Source organism: Streptantibioticus silvisoli (assembly GCF_027947535.2).
Taxonomy (GTDB): Bacteria; Actinomycetota; Actinomycetes; order Streptomycetales; family Streptomycetaceae; genus Streptantibioticus_C; species Streptantibioticus_C silvisoli.
In genome coordinates this window covers 244,922-267,760 of record NZ_JAAGKO020000004.1, presented here as the reverse complement: position 1 = coordinate 267,760, position 22,839 = coordinate 244,922, and the positions used below count along the sequence as shown (strand labels likewise).

The window sequence follows — 22,839 nt, the reverse complement described above, 5'->3', positions numbered from 1 at the left end:
CGGCAGGTACCGGCGCAGCGCGAGCACCCGCGGCCGGGCCCCGGGATCGGACCGGCGCGGGCCCCCGGACCGGGCGGCGCCGGATCACCGTCGCCGGACACCGAGTCACCGTCACCGGACGCCGGATCACCGTCACCGGACGCCGGATCACCGTCGCCCGAAGCCGGCTCATCGTCGCCGGACACCGAGCCCTCGTCGCCGGACGCCGGATCACCGTTGCCCGACGCCGGATCACCGTCGTCGGACGCCGGATCACCGTTGCCGGACACCGAGTTGGTGGCCCGGGTGCGCGGGGGCGACGAGGACGCCTTCGGGGAGCTGTACCGCAGGCACGCACCGGCGGTGCGGCGGTACGCGCGGACCTGCTGCCGCGACCCGCACACCGCGGAGGACCTGACCGGCGAGGTCTTCGCCCGTACGTTGCAGGCGGTGCGGGGCGGCCGGGGGCCGGAGTCCGCGGTGCGGGCGTATCTGCTGACGACGGTGCGGCGGGTGGCCGCCGACTGGGCCGGCACCGCCAGGCGTGAGCGGCTGGTCGAGGACTTCGCGGTGTTCGCGGTCTCGGCGGCGGGCGCGGCGATGGGCGGCACGACGGGCGGGGCCACGACGGCCGGCGCGGACGTGCGCGCGATGCGTGAGGCGGACCGGTCGCTGGTGGTGCGGGCGTTCCGCACGCTGCCGGAGCGCTGGCAGGCGGTGCTGTGGCACACGGCCGTCGAGCAGGAGTCGCCCGGCCAGATCGCGCCGCTGCTCGGTCTGACCCCCAACGCGACCGCGGTACTGGCGCACCGGGCGCGCGAGGGCCTGCGGCAGGCGTACCTCCAGGCCCACGTCAGCCGGGCCCTGACCGACGCGCGGGAGTGCGGGCGGTTCGCCGACCGGCTCGGCGCGCACGCCCGCGGCGGTCTGCGGCTGCGCGCCGACCGGGAGTTGCGCAAGCACCTGGCCGGCTGTGCCCGCTGCCGGGCGGCGGCGGCCGACATCGCCGACATCAACGCGACGTTGGGCGCGGTGCTGCCGGTCTCGGTGATCGGCTGGTTCGCGGCGGCGTACGCGGCGAAGGTCGCCGGTGCGGTGGGCGTCGCGGCGGGCGCGGGAGCGGTGGCGGCCGGCGCGGCCAGCACCGGCGCAGCCTCGGGTGGTGCCGCGGGAGGCGCGGCCGCGTCCGAGGGGTTCGGGCTGCCGGCGAAGATCGGGATCGCGGCGGGTGTCGTGGTGGCCGGGGCCGGGGTGGCGCTGGCGGCCGCCCTGGTGAGCGGTTCGGGTTCGGCGCCGGCGGCGCTCGCGCACGGGCCGTCGCAGGCGGCGTCGATGCCGGGTAAGGCCGTGCCGCCGCACGCGCCGCCCCGCGCGCCGAGGACGCCGGGCCGGGCGCGGCCGGCGCGGCCCGCTCCGGCAGCCGTCCCGCCGTCGGTGCGGGCCGCGCCGGTCCGGGCGGTGCCCGTCGCCCGCGTTCCCCCGGTGGTGAGGCGGACGCCGCGGGCGTCGCCGGTGCCGAGGCCGGCGCCCAGGCCGGTGCCGAGCGCGCCGGTGAGCGGTCCGCCGCCGGTGCCCGGGCCGCCGGTGAGCGGTCCGGTGCCGGCCGGGCAGGTCTACGAGGTCGACTCGCTGCCGTACGGCGCGACCGGCGGCGCGGACGGGCCGGTGATCCGGCCGTCGGTGCTCAGCTGGGTCTGGCAGCGGCACGGGCTGAGCATCGGCGGGACGACGTACGCGAACGGCGTGACGGTCGGGGCGCCCTCGACGGTCACGGTGGACCTCAACCGCGACTGCCGGTCCTACGACGCGTACGCGGGCATGGACCGGCTGGCGCTCGGTGCCGGCAGCCTGCGGTTCCTGGTCTACGGCGACGACACGCTGCTGTACGCGTCCGGGCCGGTGACGGCGGGCGACGCTCCGGTGCCGGTGCACGCCGACCTGGCCGGGCACGCCACGATGCGGCTGGTGGTGGTGAGCGACCTCGCCGGGCTGGTCGAGCCGGCCGACTGGGCGGACGCGCGCATCAGTTGCGACTGACCGCCCGGTCGCGCGCCTGGTCGAGCAGTACGGCGGCCCGCTCCGGCCCGAGCCGGCCGCCGGCGTCGAGGGCGGCCCGGTGCGCGCCGGCGCCGAGGGCGCTTCGCGCGGCCTGCCCGGACCGCCGGGCGGCAGCGGCCTCCGGCACCGAACGCGGCAGGTCGCCGCGCAGGGCGTCCGCGATCCCCAGCAGGGTGGCAGCCGCGGTGAACTCGGCGACGTCCAGCAGCAGTTGGGCGCCGCGTTCGGCCAGCGAGGCGATCAGCGGCTCGGCGCACTCACCGCGCAGCCCGGCGCGCAACGCCTCCGCGACCACCCCGAGCCCGGTCACCGGATCACCCTCGGCGGCCAGCACCCCGGCCTCCAGGCCGCCCAGCATCACGGCGAACATCGGTGGCGGGGTTCCGAGTTCGGCCTCCGCGCGGGCGGCGGCGCACAACTGCCGTGCCAGCGCGATGTCTTCGCCGTGCAGGGCGACCGTTCCGCGCAGGAAGCAGATGTAGGTGCGCGCGTCCCAGATGCCGTAGTGGTCGGCCTCCCGTTCGGCGCGGACCAGCAGCACCTCGGCGGTGGCCGGGTCGCCCCGGCGGATCGAGACCTCGGCGATGCGGGCGGTCAGGAACGGGATCTCACCGCGCGCGCCCAGTTCCTCGCACAGCCGCAGCGAGGTCCCGAAGTCGTCGGCCGCCTGCTCGTTGCGGCCGCGGGCCATGCCCAGTTCGGCACGTGCCGCGTGCACCTGGGCCCGCAGCCAGCGGTCCCCGCTGCGTTCGCTGAGCGCGGTCAGCTCGGCCCAGTCGTCCTCGGCGTGGGCGAGGCCGCCGGGTGAGTCGATGGCCAGGTGGGTGCGGAACATCAGCGAGCAGGCCAGCTCCCAGTCCCCGCCGTTCGCACGGCAGTTGGCGACCATGACGTCGACCGTCGCCCGGGGGCTCGCCGTCCCGTCCAGGTGGAAGCCGGCGAACGGCCACAGCAGGCCGGGGAAGCGGGCGCTCTGCGGTCCGGAACGGCGGTAGACGTCCGTGATCCGCCGGGCGAGCGCGAGTGCCTCCTCGGTCTGCAACTCGGCTGCCGTCGCCTGGTCGGAGCTGACGAAGAACAGCAGCAGCCGCAGGTCCATCCGCGGCCAGAACACCGGGTCGCCCTCGTCGTCGGGCAGTTCGCCGAGCGCGACCACGCGGCTGATCCATATCGCGCTCTCCACGCGGTAGTTGCGCAGCCACCAGAACCATCCCAGACCCATCACCATGGCCTGCGCGGCCGGCTCGTCGCCGGCGTCCACCACCCGGCCGAGCGCCGACTCGATGTTGTCCCGTTCGGCCTCCAGCCTTGCCAGCCAGTGCAGTTGATCGGCACGGCGCAGTCTCGGCTCGGCGCGTTCCACCAGGTCGCGGCAGTACGCGGTGTGCGCGCGGCCCGCGGCGGCCAACTCGCGCGGATGCGCGGCGGCATGCTCCGCCACGTAGTCGTGGACGGTCTCCAGGAACCGGTAGCGCACCTCCCCCGGCTGCTGGAGACCGTCGGCGACGACCAGCGACTTGTCCACCAACGCGGCCAGCAGGTCGAGGACTTCGGCCTCGGTGATCTCACGGCCGTCCGCGCACACCGCCTCCGCGGCGTCCAGCACGCAGCCGCCCGCGAACACCGACAGCCGCCGCAGCAGCGCCCGTTCGGCCGCCGACAGCAGATCCCAGCTCCAGTCGAACACCGCCCGCAGCGTCTGCTGGCGCGGCAGCGCGGTCCGGCTGCCGGCGGTCAGCAGCCGGAAGCGGTCGTCGAGCCGGTCGGCGATCTGCCCCGGGGTGAGCAACCGCAGCCGGGCGGCGGCCAGTTCGATGGCGAGCGGCAGCCCGTCCAGCCGCCGGCAGATCTCGTCGACGGCGTCCGGCTCCGCCTCCGCGTCGAACCCGGGCCGTACCGCGGCCGCCCGTTCCGTGAACAACCGGCGTGCGCTCCGCGGCGGCAACGGCTCCACCGGCCGCAGCGCCTCACCACGCACCCCCAACGGCTCGCGGCTGGTGGCCAGTACGGTCACTCCCGGGCACAGCCCGAGCAGCGCCTCCGCCAACTCGGCCGCGGCGCCGACCACATGCTCGCAGTTGTCCAGCACGAGCAGCATCCGCCGGTGCGCGCAGTGCTCCAGCAGGCGTTCCAGCGGTTCGGCGGGGGTGGCGGTCGCCGCGAAGACGGTGGTGTCGCTGCGGCCGACCGCGTTGAGCACCGCCCGGGGGACGCCGCCGGGGTGGTCGACGGGGGCGAGCTCCGCGATCCACACCCCGTCCGGCCACCGGGCCGCCAGCGCCGCTCCCGCGCGCTCGGCCAGCCGCGTCTTGCCGGCCCCGCCCGGCCCCACCAGGGTCACCAGCCGATGACGCTCCACGTCGGACCGGATCGCGGAGATGTCCGCTTCGCGCCCGACGAAGCTGGTCAGCCGCGACCGAAGATTCCCCCTGCCGGGCGGGGCCGACTCCTGCGCGGAGGTGCTTTTTTCCTCCCGGCCGCCGCTCTCGGCCCGGTCCGCGTTATCGGCCCGGCCGCCGTCTGCGGTACGGCCGCCGCCCGCGGTACGGCCTGCGGCTTGGGCGCGGCCGCTGTCCTCGGCGGAGGCGGAGGCGGAGGCTGCCGGGGCTGCGGGGGAAGCGGGTGCGGACCGGGCTCCGACTTCAGCCCGGCCTCCGGCTGGGGCACGCCCTACGGCTGGGGCACGGCCGACGGCTTCGGCGCGGCCTTCGTCCGCGGGACCGCTCCCGAACGGGGTACGGCCTCCGTCCGCGGCGGACGCTCCGACGTCGCCCCGACCCCCCGCGTCGGCCCGGCTGTCGGCTCCGGCACCGCCTCCGCCTTCGTCCCCGACGCCGCCCGCTCCCCGCACCTCCTCCCCCGTCAGCGACTCCCTCGTCAGCGACTTCCCCGTCGGCAACTCCCCCGTCAGCAACTCCCCCTTCGGTGCCTCCCCCGTCAGCAACTCCCGGTGCAGCGAACGCAGTTCGGGGCCGGGGTCGGCGCCCAGCCGGTCGGCCAGCAGGGCGCGGGTCTCCTCGTACGCCGCCAGCGCGTCGGCGGACCGGCCGACCGCTCGCAGCGCGCGGATGTGCCGGGCACGGAACGGTTCGTTCAACGGATGCGCCGCCACCAGCCGTTGCGCCAGCGGGAGGGCCTCGGCGGGACGGCCCAGCGCCAGGCAGGCGTCCACCCGGTGCTGCTCCGCGGTCAGCCGGGCCGCCTGCGCGCCGGCCGCCGTCGCCGCCGCCGCGTGATCGGCCACGTCCGCCAGCGCGGGGCCCCGCCACAGGTCCAGGGCCCGGGTCAGCAGCGCGGACGCGCCGGCCGCGTCACCGGCGGCCAGGGCCTGCGCGCCTTCCGCCGCCAGGCGTTCGAAGACGTACAGGTCGACGTCGTCGGGGTCCGCCCGCAGCACGTAGCCGGCGGGGCCGGAGGTGATCTCCTGCCGCCCGATCGCCCGGCGCAGCCGTGAGACCAGCGCCTGGAGCGCGCCCGGCGTGTCGGCGGGCGGGTCCGTTCCCCACACGGCCTCCGCCAGCAGGTCCGCCGGGACCGGGCGTCCCGGGCGGGCGGCGAGCGCGGCCAGCAGCGCCCGCAGCCGTGCCCCTCCGGGGGCCGGCCGCCCGGCCACCTCCGTCGTCCCCAGGATTCCGTAGCGCACGGGCCCATTCTTTCCTGTGTGCCGCCCGGTGCGCCGCGTCCGGGGCGGCAGGCGGGGATCGTCCTTCGGCGGTGGGCGGGCTGCCGCCACCGGGTGGAGCCGGCCTCCGCCGTCCCGCGCCGGTCTCCCTTCTCCGGGTTCTTCTGCGGGCCGCTTCGAGGGTCCCCGGTCGCTTCGAGGGTCCGGGGCCGGGACCAAGCAACGGGGGCCCGCGACGCCTTCCGGTGAGGCCGGCCACCGTCGCGCCGTGGCTCAGCCGGGCAGCGGGAGGACCCGGGGGACGCCGGCGGCCACGGCGCGTTGGCGGGGGGCGTCGGCGCCCGTCCAGCATGAGCCCCTACGCAGCAGCAGCCGGCGGAGCCAGACCTCCGTGGCGATGAGGTCGCTCAGGCCGTCGAGCGGGACGGGCGCGCCGGCCGCCGCGGAGCGGACCGCCTTGCGCAGCACCGCCGCGTCGACGAGGCCGGCGTCGGCGAGGAGCGGCGCGGACAGCACGTCGAGGACGGCGTCGGCGCCGGCGCGCAGGCCGGTGCGTAGGGCGGCGGCGGTGGCGGAGGCGGACGGCGCGCCCCAGCCGGGCGGCAGGTCGCGGACGCCGGAGGCGGCGAGGACCTGGCGCAGGACGTTCGCCCGGGCGCCGGGACGCACGCGCAGCGTCTCGGGGAGCGCCTGGCAGGCGCGGACCACCTGGTTGTCGAGGTACGGCAGGTGCAGGCGCTGGCCGCGGACCTCGACGGCCTGCTCGAAGACGCGGGCGTCGGCGGCGGCGCGGGCCAGCGCGGCGCGGGCGCGGCGTTCGCCGGGGCGGACGGCGCCGCCGGGGCGGGCGGCGGCGTCCTGGAGGCGCAGGGAGACCTCGGCGAGGGCCTCACCGGTGAGCCAGCGGGCGGCGGGGCCGGGGCGTACCCAGGTCAGGGCGGCGAGTGACGCGGCGAGGCCGCCGGCGCCGGTGTCGTCGAAGCGGCCGGCCAGCAGGCGGGAGGCGGCGTCCTCGACCCCCTGCCGGTACGGGGTACGGGCCAGCCGACGGGCGGCCCGGTAGACGGTGAGGGGGACGAACGCGGCCCGGGCGGACGGCGGTTCGGCGCGGGCGAGTGCGGTGGCCGGGCCGAACAGGTGGCGGCGGTTGCGGTCGAGCAGCAGGTCGGCGAGGCGGGCGGGGTGGGCGTCGAGGACGTGGCGGGCGCCGAGGCCGACGAGGTGGTCGGCGCCGCCGGCGGCCAGGCGTCTGCGGTGGCGTTCGGCGGAGACCAGGATCGCGGCGGGCTCGTCGGTGAGCGGGCCGCCGTCGAGCAGGTCGGCGTAGGGCAGCGTCCCGGCGCCGCCGGGCACGACGACGTGCCGCAGCCGGGGGTCGGCGGCCATCCGGCGGGCCCGGTCGAGTTCGGCGTCGCGGGCGGGCTCACCGCCGGTGGCGAGGTCGTTGAAGGTGACGGCGACCAGCCGCTGGCCGGCCTCGGTGCCGTGGCCCAGCGGGGTGCCGGGCATGCCGGGCAGGCCGGCGGCCAGCAGGGCGAGGGTGGCGGAGGCGCTGCCGCCCGACAGGTCGGCGCCGACCCCGGCGGCGGGCGGGTCGTCGGGGTCGGGGACGTGCCGGGGCCCGTCGAGCCGGGCGCGTACCGCCTCCACCAGCGCGTCGCGGACCCCGGTGACCGCCTGCCCGGGGTCGACCGGGGTGCGGGTGCCGCCGACGGCCAGCGAGGCCCGGGGTTCGTAGCCGGTGATGTCGGCCGCGCCCTCGCGCAGGACGAGCGCGTGGCCGGGCGGCAGCCGGCGTACGTCCTGGTAGGGGGTGCCGTCGCCGAGTGCCTCGGGGGAGTCGGGGCAGGCCAGCCGGGCGGCGAGGTGGGTGACGTCGAGGCCGGCCTCGACGAGGTCGGCGAGCGGCAGGGCGGCGGTGGCGTAGGCGGTGCCGCCGGCCCACCGGGTGTGGAAGACCGGCCGGGCGCCGGCCAGGTCGCCGACCACGGTGATGCGGTGCCCGATCTGGAGGACGGCGGTGTAGCTGCCGGGCCACATGCTCAGGTGCCGCAGCGCGCCGCCGCGTCCCGCGTACAGCCCTATGCGCAGTTCGTCGTCGGTGGCGCGGCAGGCGCCGAGGACCGCGAGCCGGGTCGGGGTACTGGCGGTGCGCGAGGAGGAACGTGCTTGGCCGAAGCGGGAGTTGGGGTCGTTGCCGGGGTGCCGCGAGCGTCCGGAGTCGGCCTCGACCAACCGGATCTCGTCGGGCCGCCAGGCGCCGACCGCCCACAGCGGATCGGTGCCCTGCCACAACGGCTGTGCGGCGAGCGGGAGTACGGCCCGCCCGGCCATGCCGGAAATGCGCGCCGCCGGACTGCTCCATCCCACCAACCAACGCATCGCGGCCTCCACCGGTTGTGGGCAACGGGGTCGGGCGGCACCGCGAACCGCCGCTCCATGGGGGGAACATGCTGCCACGGAGCGGGGCATGAAGGGGCGTACGGGGGCGTGGTGAAGCGTCGTTGTTGGTGAGGCCGGTCACCTTGTGGGCGATTTGGCCGCTATGACCGCGCTGACCTGCGGTGGGCCGGACGGCGGGGGCGTGGGCCGTTCGCGGACCGCGGGGTGGCGGTCACCGGGGGCGGGTGGCGTGCGCCGCTGCGGGACACCGGGAGCCGAGCGCGGGGTTGCGGGGCGCCGGATGCGGGGGCGGGGTGCGGGGTGCCGGATGCGAGGCGCGTCCGCCGGCTGCCCGGTGACGTGCGGCACATGCGGTCTGCCGTATGTCGGCTGGCGGGGACGGAGCGTCACCAGGGGCGCGGCGCACGGTGGTTGACCACCGGAGCGCGGTCGCGTCGGCGGCCCGCGCGAGCGGGTGCGCGTCCGGGTGTCGGCCGTCCTTCACGGGCTCCCCTCCCGGGCCCGCGACGGGCGGCCCGCCGGGGCCCGTACCGTGCCGGACGGCCGCTGCCGGCGGTCGCCGATCTTTTTTGCCTCGGCTTGCGCCGGACGGCGGTTTCAAACCGACGCCTTCCGGCCAACTTCCCTTATATAGAGGGGAGTTGACACATGATCGGCAGCCGGCCGGGCAGATCGGCCCGGGAGGCGTCCGCGTGCCTCCCGGACCGTTCCCGCCACCCGCGGGGATGGAGGCGGCGGGGTCCACGGGCCCGCCACCTGGAATTCGAAGCCGCGGAAGTGGCGGCGGGCCGGTCCACCCATCCATGCAAACCCGCCGGTCCACCCCGCGACAGAGCGCACGGGCGGGCGCACGACCACACGAACCGGGAGCACATAACGCGCAGCGGTGCCGGAAACGCGCCAACCGGCAATCGACCCCTTAACGGTCGGGATTCGGCGAACTACGCTGGGTTCCACCCGAGGACCCGGCGCTCCAGGCTGACCACCACCGGGCCCGGCACCGGCCCTGCGACGGAAGACAGCGGACGGCGGCCCGCGCTGCCGGGCGGCGAGCGCGACGAGGAGTGCGCATGACGAGGGAACACCGCGGGCCGAACGAGAAACTGGGCACCCTGCTCGCCCTGGCCGGCATCAGCAACGCGGGACTGGCCCGCCGGGTCAACGACTTAGGCGCGCAGAGGGGGTTGACGCTCCGTTACGACAAGACATCGGTGGCCCGCTGGGTGGCGAAGGGCATGGTGCCGCAGGGCGCCGCGCCGCACCTGATCGCCGCCGCCATCGCCGGGAAGGTCGGCCGCCCGGTCCCGTTGCACGAGATCGGGCTCGCCGACGCCGATCCGGCCCCCGAGGTGGGACTGGCCTTCCCGCGCGAGGTCGGCGACGCGGTGCGGTCGGCGACCGAGCTGTGGCGGCTGGACCTGGCCGGCCGGCGGGACTTCCTGACCGGTTCGTTCGCGGTCACCGCCTACGCCACCCCGGCGTCGCGCTGGCTGATCACCCCGGCCGACGGTTCGGTGGCCCGCGGGGTGGGCGACACCGGCGACCCGGGCGCCCCCCGGGTCGGCCACGCGGACGTCGGCAAGCTGCGCGAGGCCGCCCAGGACGCCCGGCGCTGGGACTCCAAGTACGGTGGCGGCGACTGGCGTTCGGGCATGGTGCCGGAGTGCCTGCGGGTCGAGGCGGCACCGCTGCTGCTGGGCACGTACACCGACGAGGTGGGCCGGGCGCTGTTCGGGGCGACCGCCGAACTGACCAGGCTGGCCGGGTGGATGGCGTTCGACACCGGTCAACAGGAGGCGGCGCAGCGGTACTACATCCAGGCGCTGCGGCTGGCGCGGGCCGCCGCCGACGTGCCGCTCGGCGGTTACGTGCTGGCGTCGATGAGCCTCCAGGCGATCTACCGCGGCTTCGACGACGAGGGCGTCGACCTCGCCCAGGCGGCGCTGGAACGCAACCGGGGACTGGCCACCGCGCGCACCATGAGCTTCTTCCATCTGGTCGAGGCCCGCGCGCACGCCAAGGCGGGCGACTCGCCGGCCTGCGCCACCGCGCTGTCGGCGGCCGAGGGCTGGCTGGAGCGGTCCAGGGACGGCGACCAGGACCCGGCGTGGGTGGGCTTCCACTCCTACGACCGGCTGGCCGCCGACGCCGCCGAGTGCTACCGCGACCTGCGGGTACCGCGCCAGGTGCGCCGCTTCACCGAGACCGCGCTGTCGCACCCCACCGACGAGTACGTGCGCTCGCACGGCCTGCGCCTGGTGGTCTCCGCGGTCGCCGAACTGGAGTCGGGCAACCTCGACGCGGCCTGCGCGGCCGGCACCCGGGCGGTCGAGGTGGCCGGCCGCATCTCCTCGGTCCGCACCACCGAGTACGTCCGCGACCTGCTGCACCGGCTGGAGCCCTACGGCGACGAGCCGCGGGTGGTCGAGCTGCGCGAACGCGCCAGGCCGCTGCTGGCCGCCCCCGCGTAACGGCACGCCGCCCCCGGCCACCCGGCGCCGGACCGGTTTGGGGCGGCTGTCAGTGGGTCAGTCCATGATGGGGAGGCAAGGCACCGCAGGCCCCATGACCGGCCCCGGGAGGTGGCACGCATGGCCAGGACCAATGACGTCGTCGTGATCGGCGGCGGCATCGTCGGGATGTCCACCGCGTACGCCATCACCCGCGCCGCGCCCGGCACCCGCGTCACCGTCCTGGAGAAGGAGGACGGCCCGGCCCGCCACCAGACCGGGCGCAACAGCGGGGTCATCCACAGCGGGATCTACTACCGCCCCGGCACGCTCAAGGCCCGGTACGCGGTCGGGGGCGCCGCCGAGATGGTGAAGTTCTGCGCCGCCCACGACCTGCCGCACGAGGTCACCGGCAAGCTCATCGTCGCCACCGAGCGCGCCGAGCTGCCGCGGCTGCACGCGCTGGTCCAGCGCGGCCGCAAGAACGGCATCCCGGTGCGCGAGCTGCTGCCCGCCCGGATCGCCGAGTACGAGCCGCACGTACGCGGGATCGCCGCCATCCACGTCGGCACCACCGGCATCTGCGACTACGCCGCCGTCACCGCCACCCTCGCCCGGCTGGCCGCCGACGCCGGCGCCGAGATCCGGTACGGCTGCGAGGTCCGCTCCATCACCCGGCACCCCGGCGGCGTCACGGTCGGCGCGGCCGGCCCGGACGGCGGCACCGAGACAACGGCGAAGGCGCTGGTCAACTGCGCCGGACTGCACTGCGACCGGATCTCCCGGCTGGCCGGCGACGACCCCGGCCTGCGGATCGTGCCGTTCCGCGGCGAGTACTTCGAGCTGGCGCCGGCCCGGGCCGACCTGGTGCGCGGCCTGGTCTACCCGGTGCCCGACCCGGCGTTCCCGTTCCTCGGCGTCCACCTGACCCGCGGCATCCACGGCGGCGTCCACGTCGGACCGAACGCGGTGCCGGCGCTCGCCCGCGAGGGGTACCGGCGCCGCACGGTCCGGCTGCGCGACGTGGCCGGCACCGCCGCGTTCCCCGGCACCTGGCGCATCGTGCGCCGGCACTGGCGGTACGAGGCCGCCGAGGTCCACCGGTCGCTGTCGCGCGCCGCGTTCACCCGTGCCGTACGCCGCCTGCTGCCCGACGTCCGCGCCGACGACCTGATACCCGCACCGGCCGGCGTCCGCGCCCAGGCGGTCCTGCGCGACGGCACCCTCGCCGACGACTTCGTCCTGTCCGGCACCGGACGAGTCGTCCACGTCCTCAACGCCCCCTCCCCCGCCGCCACCGCCTCCCTGCCCATCGGCCGCGAGATCGCCAGCAGGGTCCTGGGGGCGCTGGAGGGGTGAGCGGCGCCGGGGCGGGTGCGGGGGCGCGGAACGCTGAGGTCGGCCGGGGTGACCGTAGGATGGGATGCCATGTCCTCCTCACCGCAGCAGAGCGTCACCGGGTCGCCGCAGACCGGGGCCGCGCCCGCCGGACGCCGGGCCATGTTCCCGGACGGGCCGGCCGCGCACCCGTACCCGGACGCGCACGGTGAGCGCCGCATCCGCACGTTCCACCCGCGCCGGGGCCGGGTCACCGACGCGCAGGGCGGCGCGATCAACCGGCTGTGGCCGGGCTGGGGACTGGACCTCGACGGCCGCCCGCTCGACCTGGGCGCGCTGTTCGGCGACCGGGCGATACCGGTGGTGCTGGAGATCGGCTTCGGCATGGGCACCGCGACCGCCGAGATGGCGGCCGCCGACCCGCACACCGGCATCCTCGCGGTCGACGTGCACACCCCCGGCCAGGGCAATCTGCTGCACCTGGCCGAACGCGCCGGGCTGACCAACGTCCGGGTCGGCAACGGTGACGCCGTCGTCCTGCTGCGCGACATGCTGGCCCCCGGTTCGCTGGCCGGGCTGCGCGTCTACTTCCCCGACCCGTGGCCCAAGGCCCGGCACCACAAACGACGCATGATCCAGCCGGAGTTCGTCCGGCTGGCCGTCTCCCGGCTCGCCCCCGGCGCGTTGCTGCACTGCGCCACCGACTGGGAGCCGTACGCCGAGCAGATGCTCGAAGTCCTCAGCGCAGAGCCGGAGTTGACCAACACCAGCCCCGACGGCTGGGCACCGCGCCCGGACTTCCGGCCGATGACGAAGTTCGAACGCCAGGGGCTGGCCAAGGGCCACGTCGTGCACGACCTGATCTTCCGCCGCGACTGATCCCGCCGGGAACGGGGTCGGCCAGGGCCGGGGCCGGCAGTGGCCGGTGCAGACGGTGGCCGGTGCGGACGGCAGCCGGGGCCGGCAGCGACCGGGGCAGACGGTGGCCGGTGATCGTTCCCGGCGGCCATCGTGCCGTCGCGCGGACACAGGCCCCGGCCTTACTCTCGACAGGTGTATCCCTCCCCGCCCCCGCCTGAGCCCTCGGGCCCGTCCGAACCCGGGCCGAACCCAGCGCAGGGCCAAGCGCCGTACGGGCACCCGGGAGGGACACCGCACCGGGAAACACCCCCGCCGCATGGGGAACCCGGCCGGCGGATACCTTCGCCGCCGCCCGCGCGGCCGCAGCCGTATACGCAGCCGGACCAGCACGCGCAGCCCCGGCAGCCGTACCCGCGGCCGGAGCACCACGCGCCGCAGCCGGACTCGGACGGGCCGCAGCAGCAGCCCGGACCGGGGGCGCCGACCGGGCCGCAGCAGTCGCAACAGGCCGTCGGGCCCTACGCGTTCGGGCCGCCGACGCAGGCCGCGTACGGCGGGATGCCGGTGCCGGACTACCAGCAGCAGCCGCAGTTCGCGCTGCCGAAGCGCTGGCGCTACAAGCCGCGCCGGGCGTTCTGGGAGAACAAGGCGCTGCGGGTCGGCGCACTGGCGGCGGTCCTCGCGCTGTGCGGCCTGGTCATCCTGGCGATCGTCCGCCAGCAGACCGGCACCGAGGGCTTCCTGGTCGGCCTGGCGCTGGCGGTGCTGCCGGTGCCGTTGCTGGTCGGAACGTTCCTGTGGATCGACCACGTGGAGCCGCAGCCGCTGCGCAACCTGGTCTTCGCGTTCTTCTGGGGCGCCTGCGCGGCGACGCTGGTGGCGATCCTGGCCAACGGCTTCGCGCAGCACGTGCTGGCCACGACGTTCACCGCGACGCCCTCGCAGACCAACACCTGGGGTGCGACGTTCGCGGCGCCCTTCATCGAGGAGACCTCGAAGGGCACCGCGGTCCTGCTGCTCTTCCTGTTCCGGCGGCGGCACTTCCAGGGCATCGTCGACGGTGTGGTGATCGCCGGCATCACCGCCACCGGCTTCGCGTTCACCGAGAACATCCTCTACCTGGGCTCGGCGTTCGGCCAGGACCACCTGGCCGGCTCCGGCGGCCTCGGCACGACGCTGACCACGTTCTTCGTCCGCGTGATCATGTCGCCGTTCGCGCATCCGCTGTTCACCAGCATGACCGGCGTGGGCTTCGGCGTCTCCGCGATGAGCCGCCCCGGCCAGGCCCGCCGCTGGCTGGCCCCGGTCGGCGGCTGGCTGCTGGCGATGACGCTGCACGGCACGTGGAACGGCTCGTCCTCCCTGGGCCCGTTCGGCTTCCTGCTGGTCTACGCCGCCGTGATGCTGCCGGCCCTGGTGCTGCTGGCGTGGCTGGCGGTCTGGTCGCGCGGCAACGAACTGCGGCTGATCGCCGTCCACCTGCCGGTCTACGCGCTGGCCGGCTGGCTGTCCCCGCTGGAACCGCTGGCGCTGTCGTCGATGAAGGCCCGCAGGATCGCCCGCGACCTCGTACGCCGCGCCCGCGGCCCCGCCGACGCCCGCGCCGTCCGCGAGTACCAGTCGTTCGCCACCTCCCTGGCCCTGCTCCGCGCCCGCGCCGCCCGCGGCACCCCCGACCCCGACTTCACCCAGCGCGAACAGGAACTCCTCCACCACCTCTGGCAACGCAAGGCCCTCGCCCAACCGGTCCTCACCCAGGCCGCGTACACGATCTTCCCCCCGACACCGTGGATGCGGCAGGGCCCATGGGGTGCGCCGGCCGGCGGGGCGTGGGGGGCGCAGGGTGCGGGCGGCGGATGGGGTGCGCCGGGTGCGGGCGGGGCGTGGGGGGCGCCTGTTGGCGGGGCGTGGGGTGGAGCGCCCGGTGCGGCGGCCGGTGCGTCGGCGGGCGGTGCCTGGGGTGCGGCGGCTGGCGGATCGGCCGGCGGGGCGTGGAGTGCGGCGCCCCAGGCCAACCCGTGGGCGGCCCCGGGCACCGGTTCGGGCCGGCCCCCGCAGGGGACGTGGGGACCGCCTCCAAATGACGAGAACCCAAGGGGCCTTAGCTAGGACGCATGAGCAGATCAGTGTGACGTGTCCGCAGGGATGCTAGAACTGTCCGAACGCAGATACGGGCACACTCGGATGCCCTTTCGCGAGAGGGAATATCTTGCTGCCGTTCGACGAATCAGCCGCCAAGAATATCAGTACTACTGAGGCCACCAGACGGGATGCTGATCTGCTGAAGGTGGCCAACTGGTTCTACGGTCAAGTCGACTTTGAGGAGCGGATAGGAGAAGCGCTGCGCCAGTCAATCGACGAAGTCCTCGACGGCCAACGGACTGGGCGTTTCGATATTGCGAACCTGGAGAAGACCGAGAAGACCTATCTCGGCACGAAGGTGGAGATCGTTATACGTTCCGCCTTCGGCCTTCAGCGCGGCAAAGTCATGGACTACGTGGTCGCCGGACAAGAGGTCGATTCCAAGTTCACCAGCGGCAACTACTGGACCATTCCTGGAGAAGCCCATGGCCATATCTGCTTGCTGACGAGCGCTGATGACAAATCCTCTCGCTTTAGGGCGGGCCTGGTGCGCATACACCATAACCTTCTCAACGGCGGAAAGAACCGGGATGGCAAACAGAGCCTCTCCGCTCAGGGGAGGGGATCGATCTTGTGGCTGACAGAGGCGGGTCAACTCCCCGTGAACGTACTGCTAAGTCTGCCCGTAGACACCTGCGCACTCATCACCGGCCACCGAAACGGGCAGCAGCGAACCAACGAACTCTTTCGCCACGTCCAGGGACAGCTCATCCACCGCAGTACGGTCCTGACGGTGGCTCGGCAGGACGACGGTTTGAAGCGTGTCCGTGATGCTCGAAAGCACCTGAGCTCTGAGGGAATCATCATCCTCGGGCATCAAGGAAAGCACCCCGGTATGGCTAGCGATCTCGGCCTTCCGGTACCGGCCAGTGGCTCATGGATAGCCGCACGTGTTGTTCCTGTACCCAGCGGATCACCCCGACCGCATACGACGGTGGGCGGCAAGACATACGCCATCGCCATGTCTAGCGAAGGAAGCCGCCCCGGGCCTACCGTGTACTGAACCTAGCTGGGACTCACTGCGCAGAGAGGACGTCATGCCCGACGCAAAGCCGTGGACGCCACCAGAAGGTTCTTGGGCGTCATCCGCCGGGCGACGCCGTAACATGCAGGCAATCCGCAGCCGTGACACGAAACCCGAGCAACTCATACGCGGCCTCGTCCACGGCTTGGGGCTGCGCTACCGGGTCTGTGCGAAGCCATTGCCGGATCTTCGCCGGACAGCCGACATGGTCTTCCGCCCGGCGAAGGTGGCTGTCTTCATCGACGGCTGTTACTGGCACGGCTGCCCGGAGCACTACGTTCCGCCAAAGACAAATACGGGCTACTGGTCGGGGAAGGTCGCAGGCAACATTGCCCGCGATCGCGATACCGACCAGCGCCTCCACGAGGCCGGCTGGACTGTGCTCCGCTTCTGGGAGCATGAATCAGCCGACGACTGCGCCCTCAAGATCGCCGATACGGTCAGCAGGCTCCGTGTTGTCAGGCGCTGACTCTTCCAACACGGGAAGCAATGGCTTCATCGCATCGTTGACAGACTTCGCGTCGCCTGCCTCCAACGCGGCGACAATACACCGCCCTACTGCCTCCGCCACAGGCGGCGGAAAGGCGTTGCCTACTTGTCGATACGCAGCAGTCTTACGCCCCTCAAAATGCCACTTTTCAGGGAATCCCTGAATAATGGCAGCCTGTTGGACCGTGAGCATGGGCCCTGCCTTGCCGAATAGGTCTCGCTCAGGATTGCAATCTTCAGGATTGTTGGCTACTCCGAGACCATTAACGCCCAGGGCTTCCCATGCCTTTTTGGCCCGTGTTGGCCCAAGGTCAGCACCTCCGTGCTTCTTAGAGCCGCCAACAAGCGTAGGTGCGATGCTCTTGTTGGCCAGTTCCAGCCACTCATCGTAACGAGCCTCCCAATCGGGAGCCCCACTCCTGCTGAAGCGCTCACGCATGGATCGCCAGAGAGCGGCGCCAACTGTAATCCGGCTTCCAGCTAGCGGTACCGGAGGCTTGAAAAACCTTGCATATTCAGTTTTCATAGCCACGAGGATGGCACGAGGCCGAAGTTGTGGAACCCCATAGTCACCCGCCTCTAGGACATCCCACATGCAACGCTCGTACCCAGCCCGCACGAGTCGACTTTCAATCTCACTCTCGCGGTAATCTTGAAATTTTTCTGGCGGTTGAAGCAAACCTCTGACATTTTCGATCATTACGGCCTTGGGCCTAAGCTTCTCCACAAGGCGGAGCATGTCAGGGAAGAGGTCTCGCTCGTCATCGCGGCCAAGCTGCTTTCCGGCTAGCGAGAAGGGGGGGCAAGGAACACCTCCGGCTAGCAAATCAAGGCGACCGGCTTCCAGCTGCAACTCATTGGCCGTAAATTTCTTCACATCCCGCGGCAGAACGGTGCAGTCTTGCCAGCCGTGCTTCTTCACATTCGTACGCAGCGTGGCAATAGCATTCTCATCGATCTCAACCAGTGCGAGGTGGCGAAAACCAGCCCGATGCAGGCCTACAGCCTGACCGCCGGCTCCGGCACAGATTTCGACCGAGATGAACTCCGGCGCGGTGTCAGACATGCGCCCTCCTTACGAAGCGATTCCGAACGGGCACGCCTCGCGGCGTCCGCCATCATGCAGAGTGTCATAGGCCACTGACAATCGCTCTCGCGCATACGACACGCAGACCTCAGTACCCGCGACCGGCACCACCTTACGTCTGCGAGACTCCTCGCCAACGCAGCACCGAACGGCATGGGCCCGTCAGCGTGAGCTGGAGCCGCCCTTCAGGTGACCCAGGAGGGCGGCCAGGTCTGCCGCGTTCATCCCCCAGTGCTCTTCCTCCTCCAGGGGGTCGGCGAGCTGACGGACCGCCGGGTCGTCAAGGATGCCCCCGATGAACTCAAGCTTGAGCGCCAGCCGTTCGTGAACGATCTCATCGACCGTGCCGTCTGCGACCAGCACGGTAATCTGGGTCTTAGTATCCGGTGCGAGCCCGAGGCGGTGGATACGGTCCATGCTCTGCAGGAATCCGCCGGCGGCGAAGTTGCGGTCGACATAGATGGCGTCGTGGCAGTCGTGGTGAAGACTGATGCCTTCGCCGAGGGTGGCGGGGTTGGAGAGCAGCACCATGCAGTCCGGGTCGTTGCGGAAGCGCTGGATCTGCTCTTCCCGGTCCGCAGTACCTCCGTGGACCACGGCTGGACTGAAGCGCTCAAGGATGTCGCCTAAAGACGTCAGGTTGCGGACAAAGGTCGACCAGACCAAGGTCTTGCGTCCGAGCTTCGCGTTGGCGGCCACCTTCCGGATCACGTAGTCATATTTCGGTGAGATCTCGTACTCAGGCAGTTGCCGCATCAATGCGCTAAGCGAGTCGTCATCCGGAACGCTCAACGGTGGTATGTGGAAAGGCAGTGGCTCGTGGCGGCTAAGCCCCTCGGACAGCAGCGCGGGGCTGGTGGCAGCCATCATCAGGTAGACCAGTACCTTGCCGAGCCTTTCAAACTGCTGCGCCTCCTCATCCCATTCCCCCGCATACTTGCCGATCAAGGCGTCGTACAGCTTCCGGTGCACCGGCGGCAACTGGACGGGCTGCATGCGGAACTCAACCGGAGGCAGACCCAGTTCGTTCTTGGTCGTGCGGGTGAAAAGCGGCCGCAGGACACGGCTGGCGTAGGCAAGGTCTCCGCCGGCCACCGCCCGGTCAACAGAGCGTCGCCCATGCCCTGGCCAGACGAACGACAGTAGGCTCTCCAGGTCCTTAGCACCATTGGGAGCCGGTGTACCGGTGAGGATCAGCCGATGCCGGGCCAGCGGGCCAAGTGTCATGCAAGCCGCGCCATAGGCGCCGCGCACTCCCAGCTTCATGCGGTGTGCTTCATCAAGCACCAGCATGCTGGGAGCAGCGCTGAGCCAGTCGGCCAGCTTGGCCTTCGACTGCTTGAGCCGCTCGTAGTTGACAAGGAGGACTTCAGCGGCGGCCGTGCGCCCCTTCTCCATTACCTCGAATGCGGGCGGAGATGTGAAGCACAGCCGACTCTCTTCCTGCCAGGCTTCGTAGGCCGACTTGGGGCTCACTACTAGCAGGCGCTGCGCGGTTCCTGCCTCACGCAACGCCGCGTAGACCGCGAGAGTGGTGCGGGTCTTGCCGGCACCTGGGACGCTGAAATTGGCACCGTGGGTCAGGGAGAGCAGCTTGGCTATATCACGCAGCTGGAATTCGGTCAGTGGCCCACTCCAGTCGGCCCCCAGGCGGTCGAGCACATCGTCGGGGCGCACTTCACCCTTGACATCCTCACCACTTGCCCCTGCCTCAAGGCGGGCGTCAATGGCCTGCGCGTCCCGGACCGATCCCTCGGCCAGGGCCGCCACCGCAGGCTCGAACTTCACGCCTGGGCCAGTCCATCCGTAGAGCAGACTGATGTTGGCCAGGAAGTCTTCGAGATCAACCTCGGCGACAAGCTGAGCGGTCTGCTCACCCGTCATGTACCGGGCTGCAAGGTGTACGAGGTGTTCCCGGAATTCCGGGATCACATGCAAGATAACCTTGGTGTGGGTGACATCGAAACCGATCCGCAGGCTCGGCTCTTCTCCGGAACTCACCGGGACGTTCCTCCCGCCATGCTGCGAAGCCAAGCCACGCCGTCCCCGGGCTCCGCCAGCCCGCGAGAGGCCTGTTGGGCCAGCCTGGCTAGGCTGGCCCGGAGCCGGAGCACGGCGTCATCAAAGCTGTCCTCGTCAAGACTCTGGGTTGAGCGGGCCTTGGCAAGGTCGGAGATCGTCTGGTTGATCGCAGCGCACGCGTCGTCCAGGTGCTCAGCCGCAGTCTGCTGGCTCTTGCGGAGCCGGTCGTCGCGCTCTGCGGCGTCGAGGGCCCGCCGCAGCCCCTTGCGCAGCTCGGTCACCTGGTCGCGAGCAGCACCGATCGCGGTCTCGGGCAGGCCAGCAGCGTTCTCCACTGCCTTCGCCTTCAGCACCAGGTCAGTGAAGGCACGGGCTCTGGCGAGCGTCTGGGGTTCCGGAGGGGGTGCGATGGTCAGCCCCGGAATGTTGCCGCTGATGGCCGGCACCGGGGCGGCGATAGTCTGCACCGCCGACACAGCTGGGACGAGGTATTTTTCCTGGAACTTGTCATCGACCAGACGAGTCCGTGTCTTGGCGAAGTCCAGGAGAATCGCAACGATGCGATTCTCCTTGATCTGCTCCGCCTTGTCGCTACTGTCGGCGTTCCTATAGGTGCGGTGAAGCTCCTTCAGGTTCTCCTGATGACCCTCGAAGTCGACCAGTCGCAGTTGCACTCCGTCAACTGTCTTGCTCCGTTCGATCATGTCCCGGATGACACCGAGGATCCACCGCTCCTGGTGGAATGTTTTCTCCTGCATGTGGAAATCACGGGCGATGGCTTCTGCGGCACGGCCTAGGGAAGCCTGCTCTTCCATGGCGAGCAGACGGTTGATGTAGGAGTACTCGCGACGTTTATCGGGCCGCAGCTGGAGCGCCAGCTCTACGGCAGCGACGTCCTCCCAGGTGAAGGACTCCGGGAGTACCCCGACGCGGATGGACGTCTGCTTCAGTTCCCGCAAAGCGGCAGCACGGGTGTTGCCGTTGACCAGTATCCCGGCATAGGTAACCAGACCCGGTTCCTGCTGAGAGACTGAGCCAAGGCTGGCCTTCAGATCAGCAAATTCGGGATCAGGCTCGTCAGGGCTGGCCGGGTTGCCCATCAGAAGGTGGTGAAGGTACTGCTGACTGTCGTCTGCCCACGGATCCTCCTTCAGACGCTGAGCAAGCCCGGCCCGGTGATCGCGCTGTGCCTGGATTCGGTGAGTGGCTGGGTTGTAGTAGAGGTCACGCAACGGAAGGTCGATGACGTTGACGTGTACCGGCTTCTGGTTCCACTCGACAGTGACCGTTTCCGGCGTGCCTCCGCCCGCAGCCGCGTCGCGAAGGCGGCGCCTGATCAGCGCAGCGTTCTGGTCAGCGCACGGCGGCGGAGGAATATCCGACATATGACGTTCTCTTCCTATCTCTCCCGAAAAACCCAACCCAGCACCCGCTCGCGGGGACACCGGCGGCGGGATAGCCACCGCCGGCAAGAAGACCGGGCCCCGCTCCGCAATTTACCCGGAAGCGCCACGCGACAGAGCCCGGTCAGCGGGAGTTGGCGGCGTCCTGAACGACCTTCCGCGCCTCGGCGGGCAGGACGCGGTAGCGTCCCCAGATTCGCTCCAGAACACTGAGGTCACGGGCATCGGCGGCCACCCACTGCGCGAAGTGATCACGCTCGAAGGAGCTGAGTCCGTCCAGCTCCGAGATAACACCAGCCACATCCGCTTCGGACTCACGCCGTGCGACGCGGCACTTCTTGCACTCGGTCATCAGCATGGTGCGCTTCCCGCCGCCAGGCAGCAGGGTCTCACGGCGGGCGACGTCCAACTGAGCAGTCTCCCACCCGTTCTCGTACGTCTCACCGCCGGCAATGCCGCACACCCGGCACAAGTAACCGTCAGCAGCGAAAGTTTCCTGACGCTGAGCAGCGCTGATGCTGGCGGTCCGGCCAGCCGCCGCCCGGCCCTGGCCGGGCTTCCAGACATCGGCGCCGCGCTGGACGAAGCGCTGTTCACTCGGCTTCAAGGTCGGATCTTCCCGATTCGTCCCGATGAGCCAGCCGCGGTCCCGCAAGTCACGCAGACGCCGGTCGATCTGCGACGTTTCCGGGAACGCCTCCCGCAACTCCGTCTTAGTGAAGACATTCCCCGCGCCGACCTCAGCGAGGAGCCAGAGCGCACACCGGATCATGGTGCCGCGACTCTCGTCCCGCCACGAGGGCAGTTCTTCCCCGTTCACGTTCATCCTGTGATCCCGTCGTTCAGTGCTCGTCGTGACGCGTCTATTGGAAGCGAAAAACACAGCCCAACACAAGTCAGATTGGGCTCCGCCGGCTACCGCAAACAGAAAGAACCGAGAGTGCGGCAAAGTGTAAACAGGCAGATGCAAACAGGATCTGACGGCCGCAAACAAACAGTTGAGCCTTTTTAGCTCCGGAGCAGCTCGGTTGTCAGTGCCTTAAGCCAGGATGAGGCAACGACCATCCCACAGAAGGGGGTTGCTCATGCCGGTGGCCGGACAGACCCGCCCTGACTTCGTCACGGACAGCACTCCGGAGGAGCGGGCCTTCGCGGTAGCGCTCCGACGGCTCGTGGACTCACTGCCTCCGTCGAAGCAGAGTGCGAAGGCGATGCTCCTGAACATCAGCCCCAGTGCGCTGTCTTGCTACCGGGCTGCACGGCGGATGCCCCGCCTCGGGGCTCTTGACAAGATCCACCAGACGGCATCAGAAGTGGTACCGCCTGGAAGCCCCTTGCCGGAGCTGGTGGAACTTCGTGACCTCTGGAAGCAGGCAACGCTCCGCAGGCGCACCAACCGGTCTCAGAAGCGGACCAGTCGGCGCGATCTCTCAGCGGCAACCGTAGTTGCCCAGCTCCCCCAGCAGCTCGAGGTCACACCGTCCGGGGAATATGCCGTCCGGCCGGTCCTCGACCGGCAAAAAAACGTTGTGCCGGTCGAGGACCGGCCACAGAACGGCAGCAAGGGAACCGTTCCGGCCCGGCCGCAGTGGACAGCGTCGGCAGCCGTCCAGTCGATGGTGACCGCCATAGCCGCACACAGGGCAGCTGGGCGCCGTCAGGACGTGCTGGGGCTCATCTGGGCGGCGGGAAGCAGCCTGACGGCCCGCCAGATTGCTGAATCAACCGATGTGTTTCGGGAGTTGGGCGATGCCGAGGTGGAAGCGGGCCTGGTGCGCAGTGCCAGCCGGCGACCCGCTGCCGACGTCATGAGAATCGCGGCAGAACTCATCACCCTGGGGCGGCCGGAGACCGCCAGCGCCATCCTGGCCGCTGCCATCCCTAAGTAATACGTATCTGTACCAAAGATATTAAATCGCGGCTTGGAGAGCCGTAGCTGCAACGCACCCTCATAACCCCGT

At 71.6% G+C, this 22,839-nt stretch carries 14 protein-coding genes; 8 read left to right on the top strand and 6 right to left on the bottom strand.

The genetic code is table 11. From position 1 onward, the window contains the following. Positions 1 to 258: 258 nt before the first annotated feature. On the top strand, positions 259 to 2,016 hold the full coding sequence (locus POF43_RS05180) for a sigma-70 family RNA polymerase sigma factor (RefSeq protein ID WP_271324313.1): 1,758 nt from the start codon (positions 259 to 261) through the stop codon (positions 2,014 to 2,016). Here POF43_RS05180 and POF43_RS05175 read toward each other — a convergent pair. Both POF43_RS05175 and POF43_RS05170 read right to left on the bottom strand, forming a co-directional pair. Then, the gene (locus tag POF43_RS05175) at positions 2,003 to 5,680 is read right to left on the bottom strand and encodes an AfsR/SARP family transcriptional regulator (protein WP_282704430.1); all 3,678 of its coding nucleotides are present in this window, start codon (positions 5,678 to 5,680) and stop codon (positions 2,003 to 2,005) included. The genes POF43_RS05180 and POF43_RS05175 overlap by 14 nt on opposite strands. A 252-nt stretch (positions 5,681 to 5,932) precedes the next feature. Continuing rightward, positions 5,933 to 8,041, bottom strand: a complete 2,109-nt coding sequence (locus POF43_RS05170) for an asparagine synthase-related protein (protein WP_282704429.1) — start codon at positions 8,039 to 8,041, stop codon at positions 5,933 to 5,935. A gap of 1,091 nt (positions 8,042 to 9,132) precedes the next feature. Between POF43_RS05170 and POF43_RS05165 the strand changes: the two genes are divergently transcribed. The 6 genes from POF43_RS05165 (at position 9,133) to POF43_RS05140 (ending at position 16,346) form a co-directional block, all read left to right on the top strand. Then, positions 9,133 to 10,533 carry an NsdA family TPR-like regulatory protein gene (locus tag POF43_RS05165; protein ID WP_271325439.1) on the top strand — a complete coding sequence of 467 codons (1,401 nt, stop codon included), beginning with the start codon at positions 9,133 to 9,135 and terminating at the stop codon, positions 10,531 to 10,533. A gap of 120 nt (positions 10,534 to 10,653) precedes the next feature. Then, complete coding sequence (gene lhgD, locus POF43_RS05160; protein WP_282704428.1) at positions 10,654 to 11,871, top strand: L-2-hydroxyglutarate dehydrogenase; 1,218 nt, start codon at positions 10,654 to 10,656, stop codon at positions 11,869 to 11,871. Positions 11,872 to 11,940: 69 nt separating this feature from the next. Beyond that, positions 11,941 to 12,729 carry a tRNA (guanosine(46)-N7)-methyltransferase TrmB gene (gene trmB, locus POF43_RS05155; protein WP_271318854.1) on the top strand — a complete coding sequence of 263 codons (789 nt, stop codon included), beginning with the start codon at positions 11,941 to 11,943 and terminating at the stop codon, positions 12,727 to 12,729. 540 nt (positions 12,730 to 13,269) lie between these two features. Continuing rightward, positions 13,270 to 14,820, top strand: coding sequence for a PrsW family intramembrane metalloprotease (locus POF43_RS05150; RefSeq protein ID WP_282704427.1), 1,551 nt, complete (start codon positions 13,270 to 13,272; stop codon positions 14,818 to 14,820). Positions 14,821 to 14,920: 100 nt separating this feature from the next. Beyond that, on the top strand, positions 14,921 to 15,856 hold the full coding sequence (locus POF43_RS05145; RefSeq protein WP_271324213.1) for a NaeI family type II restriction endonuclease: 936 nt from the start codon (positions 14,921 to 14,923) through the stop codon (positions 15,854 to 15,856). 34 nt (positions 15,857 to 15,890) lie between these two features. Next, positions 15,891 to 16,346, top strand: a complete 456-nt coding sequence (locus tag POF43_RS05140; protein WP_372515840.1) for a very short patch repair endonuclease — start codon at positions 15,891 to 15,893, stop codon at positions 16,344 to 16,346. On the opposite strand, the gene POF43_RS05135 is transcribed toward POF43_RS05140, so the two are convergent. From POF43_RS05135 to POF43_RS05120, 4 genes are all read right to left on the bottom strand, one after another. Next, positions 16,281 to 17,432, bottom strand: a complete 1,152-nt coding sequence (locus POF43_RS05135) for a DNA cytosine methyltransferase (RefSeq protein ID WP_271324214.1) — start codon at positions 17,430 to 17,432, stop codon at positions 16,281 to 16,283. The genes POF43_RS05140 and POF43_RS05135 overlap by 66 nt on opposite strands. Before the next feature lie 183 nt (positions 17,433 to 17,615). After that, on the bottom strand, positions 17,616 to 19,454 hold the full coding sequence (locus POF43_RS05130) for a DEAD/DEAH box helicase (RefSeq protein WP_271324215.1): 1,839 nt from the start codon (positions 19,452 to 19,454) through the stop codon (positions 17,616 to 17,618). Continuing rightward, on the bottom strand, positions 19,451 to 20,860 hold the full coding sequence (locus tag POF43_RS05125; RefSeq protein WP_271324216.1) for a hypothetical protein: 1,410 nt from the start codon (positions 20,858 to 20,860) through the stop codon (positions 19,451 to 19,453). The genes POF43_RS05130 and POF43_RS05125 overlap by 4 nt, the downstream gene beginning before the upstream one ends. Before the next feature lie 142 nt (positions 20,861 to 21,002). Then, positions 21,003 to 21,704: a KpnI family restriction enzyme N-terminal domain-containing protein gene (locus POF43_RS05120; RefSeq protein WP_271324217.1), complete on the bottom strand. Its 702-nt coding sequence runs from the start codon at positions 21,702 to 21,704 to the stop codon at positions 21,003 to 21,005. A 508-nt stretch (positions 21,705 to 22,212) separates the two neighbouring features. Here POF43_RS05120 and POF43_RS05115 point away from each other — a divergent pair. After that, positions 22,213 to 22,767 (top strand): hypothetical protein, encoded by a 555-nt coding sequence (locus POF43_RS05115; RefSeq protein WP_271324218.1) that lies wholly within the window; start codon positions 22,213 to 22,215, stop codon positions 22,765 to 22,767. Positions 22,768 to 22,839: the final 72 nt, after the last annotated feature.

What these genes read in the sequence shown, in the direction of transcription:
- trmB (WP_271318854.1), top strand. Translation starts at nt 11,941, where the DNA reads ATGTCCTCCTCACCGCAGCAGAGCGTCACCGGGTCGCCGCAGACCGGG.
- lhgD (WP_282704428.1), top strand. Translation starts at nt 10,654, where the DNA reads ATGGCCAGGACCAATGACGTCGTCGTGATCGGCGGCGGCATCGTCGGG.
- POF43_RS05120 (WP_271324217.1), bottom strand. Translation starts at nt 21,704, where the DNA reads ATGAACGTGAACGGGGAAGAACTGCCCTCGTGGCGGGACGAGAGTCGC.
- POF43_RS05170 (WP_282704429.1), bottom strand. Translation starts at nt 8,041, where the DNA reads ATGCGTTGGTTGGTGGGATGGAGCAGTCCGGCGGCGCGCATTTCCGGC.
- POF43_RS05125 (WP_271324216.1), bottom strand. Translation starts at nt 20,860, where the DNA reads ATGTCGGATATTCCTCCGCCGCCGTGCGCTGACCAGAACGCTGCGCTG.
- POF43_RS05140 (WP_372515840.1), top strand. Translation starts at nt 15,891, where the DNA reads ATGCCCGACGCAAAGCCGTGGACGCCACCAGAAGGTTCTTGGGCGTCA.
- POF43_RS05135 (WP_271324214.1), bottom strand. Translation starts at nt 17,432, where the DNA reads ATGTCTGACACCGCGCCGGAGTTCATCTCGGTCGAAATCTGTGCCGGA.
- POF43_RS05165 (WP_271325439.1), top strand. Translation starts at nt 9,133, where the DNA reads ATGACGAGGGAACACCGCGGGCCGAACGAGAAACTGGGCACCCTGCTC.
- POF43_RS05150 (WP_282704427.1), top strand. Translation starts at nt 13,270, where the DNA reads ATGCCGGTGCCGGACTACCAGCAGCAGCCGCAGTTCGCGCTGCCGAAG.